Raw genomic sequence first — 3,106 nt, forward strand, 5'->3', positions numbered from 1 at the left:
GCACAGAGCGGAAATTATCCATTTAAATGGAGACAGTTATCGCATGAAACATAGAACTTCTATCTTTGGAGCAAAAACTGCTTCAAATTAATTATCGAAAACTGTATCTTTTTACTTGACGGTTACAAACGTACATTCATTGTAATAAGTGTTTTTTTGTGCAGCTTTTTTGTGTTATGGTTTTCCTGGGAAATAATTAACGATATGACAATGAAAGAAAGAGAGCCGAACGATATTGGGTATGTCGTTTTCCATCATGAAACAGTTTATTTTGTGAAAGGTGAAAATTTGGAAAAATCTCATCTTGAGGATTTTTCTGAAGAAGATATTTGGCGCGCCTCTCCTTTTGAACAAGTTTCTATATTGATGGATGCAGAATTAAAAATCACTACGAATGGGATTAAACATGGAGATAAAGTAGCCATTTGGTACGACGAAGTGTTGGAATCTTATCCAGCACAAATAAAATGAACTCATATTGAAAAAGTGGATGATGTTTTGCTTCAAAATGTTGTTCGATTTTTTCAAATACGATCCGAGACCGTTTATAAAATAATCTTTCAATAAACATAACTTTCGTCTATTATAACACGATTTGCTTTCTAATCGGGGATAAATAAAAAGGGTTGTTTGCGTTTATCATAGCAGACAACCCTTACTTATTTATTCATCGTCTCGTTCTACCCATTCTTGGGACCAATTTTCTATTGATTTTAAAATCGGTTCCATCGAATGCCCTTTTTCCGTTAAGGAATACTCGATAATTACCGGAGTGTCAGGAATGACTTCTCGTTTTACGATTCCTTTTTGTTCTAACGTTTTTAATCGCTCGGACAGCACTTTTCCGCTAATTCCAATGGCAGATTGAATTTCGTTAAATCGTTGTGGTCCTGTTAGTAATTGATAAATCACTAATGCGGTCCATCTTTGACTAAGGAGGGAGATTGCTTTTTCAAATTTCGGGCAAATGGTCGATTGCTTCATCTCACATGCACCTCGCTTGCTTGTAATTGTACCATAAAAAAGATAATTAGTCACAATTTAAAATTTAATTACTTGACATCGTATGATTTAATTAATACACTTAGTTACATAAAGTAACATAATGAAGTAATGAAAATATTTGATATAGATGGAGGCAGTAAAATGAAATTTCATCGTAAACCGATTACGTATGTGAACCATGTCGCAATGAAAGTGACAGATTTAGAAAGATCATTAAAATTTTATCAAGAAATCATTGGCTTTGATATTTTAGAACGAACAGATAGAACAGCAAATCTAACGACCGATGGGAAAACTAGTATTTTATCTTTAAAACAGCCGGAGGACGTCATATCCAAACAAGGACGTACGACGGGATTATATCATTTTGCTATACTTTTACCGAAGAAAGAAGATTTGGCGAATATCGTCGCTCATTTCGTGGAAAATAACATTCGTTTTGGCTCGTCTGATCATCTCGTTAGTGAAGCACTTTATTTATACGATCCAGATGGAAACCAAATGGAAATTTATATTGACCGCGATTCTTCCGAATGGGATTGGAATGGAGAAGAAGTCGTGATGGCAGTGGATCCGCTTGATTTTGAACGTTTACTCGAACATCGCACGCCTAACAAAAAGTGGACCCGCCTTCCGAAAGATACGCTCATAGGGCATATTCACTTGCACGTGTCAGAACTTAAAAAGACAGAAGAGTTTTACGTCAAAGGGCTAGGGATGGAGGTAGTAAATCGTTTTGGAGGGCAAGCGTTATTTTTTTCTTATGGGAAGTATCACCATCATGTCGCTACCAATACGTGGAACGGAGTCGGCGCTCCCGCACCCGCTCCAAATGGCGTCGGGCTTGAATCTTTTACCCTTCTTTTTGATAATGAAAAAGTGCGCGAGCAAACAGTTTATCAATTAAAACAAATCGATGCAGAAGTAATGAAAGAAGAGGATGATTTTGTTACTTTCGATCCATCTGGAAATCGTATCAAATTATCAGTATAAAAATGAAACAAAGGCAGAGAACCTCAAGTAGGCTCTCTGCTTCTTTTGTATGAAAATAGGATAACTTTCCTTACATTGGAAATAAAGGATTAATTTTTTCATCCAAAGGAAAGAGACGGAATGTGATAAATCTTATGGGGATGGGACATAATACAGGTTGCTATGAAGATTCAAATGATACAACCGGTTATCAAGGAGATATTCCATTGGCAGATCATGATAAGAAAAGACAAGATGTTGTGAAACGAGAGACACTAACGACAAGGCAAGGGCGACCAGTGACGGATAACCAAAATATAAGAACAATTGGGAATCGTGGGCCGGCAACCCTGGAGAACTATCATTTTCTAGAGAAAATGTCTCACTTTGATCGGGAAGAAATTCCAGAGCGGGTCGTTCATGCTCGTGGAACTGGTGCTTTTGGCTATTTTGAAACGTATGGCAAAGTAGGCGATGAGCCGGTAGAAAAATATACCCGGGCAAAAGTATTTTCCGGAGCAGGCAAGAGAACACCAGTCATGGTCCGTTTTTCCACTGTGGCCGGTGCGAAAGATTCACCGGAAACCGCACGGGATCCTCGTGGCTTTGCAGTAAAAATGTATACAGAAGATGGAAACTGGGACATTGTAGGAAACAACTTGAAGATTTTTTTCGTCCGGGATGCGATGAAGTTTCCGGACATGATTCACGCTTTTAAACCAGACCCAGCGTCCAACGTTCCGAATCCGGAAAGAATGTTTGATTTTGTTTCTCGTTCACCGGAAGCGACTCATATGATTACTTTCCTTTTCTCTCCTTGGGGAATACCTGCCACTTATCGTCACATGCAAGGTTCTGGAGTAAATACGTATAAGTGGGTGAATGATAAAGGAGAGGCAGTGCTTGTAAAGTATCATCACGTATCTTAATAATATGATATGTACATAAATTATAATTATATCATTTTCATTAATATATTTAGGGATTTCTAATATTTTTATGATGGGTGTGTCAATAATTTTGTGTAAATAACCCTATTTCCGGTAGAAAAGTTAGCCTGCTTATTTTAGTTGATAAAACTTCTATCTCTAGGTTAAACACAGAGCCACAGCGGTAGCTGCTTGTCCTT

3 protein-coding genes and 1 pseudogene are annotated in these 3,106 nt (G+C 37.6%); 3 read left to right on the forward strand and 1 reads right to left on the reverse strand.

Translation table 11 applies throughout. From position 1 onward, the window contains the following. Positions 1–204: 204 nt before the first annotated feature. A complete protein-coding gene (locus GJS40_RS11950) occupies positions 205–471 on the forward strand; it encodes a DUF3221 domain-containing protein (protein WP_270898088.1) in 267 nt (88 codons plus the stop codon). A 192-nt stretch (positions 472–663) separates the two neighbouring features. Here the strand turns inward: GJS40_RS11950 and GJS40_RS11955 are convergent, their stop codons facing one another. Next, on the reverse strand, positions 664–984 hold the full coding sequence (locus tag GJS40_RS11955; protein WP_270898089.1) for a winged helix-turn-helix transcriptional regulator: 321 nt from the start codon (positions 982–984) through the stop codon (positions 664–666). Between the two features lie 162 nt (positions 985–1,146). Here GJS40_RS11955 and GJS40_RS11960 point away from each other — a divergent pair, with 162 nt between their 5' ends. Then, on the forward strand, positions 1,147–1,998 hold the full coding sequence (locus tag GJS40_RS11960) for a VOC family protein (protein ID WP_270898090.1): 852 nt from the start codon (positions 1,147–1,149) through the stop codon (positions 1,996–1,998). Between the two features lie 200 nt (positions 1,999–2,198). Then, a pseudogene (locus GJS40_RS11965) lies at positions 2,199–2,894 on the forward strand (catalase); the annotation flags it as partial. Between the last annotated feature and the right edge of the window lie 212 nt (positions 2,895–3,106).

The sequence above is a fragment of the Aliibacillus thermotolerans genome (assembly GCF_027853235.1).
Taxonomy (GTDB): Bacteria; Bacillota; Bacilli; order Bacillales; family Marinococcaceae; genus Aliibacillus; species Aliibacillus thermotolerans.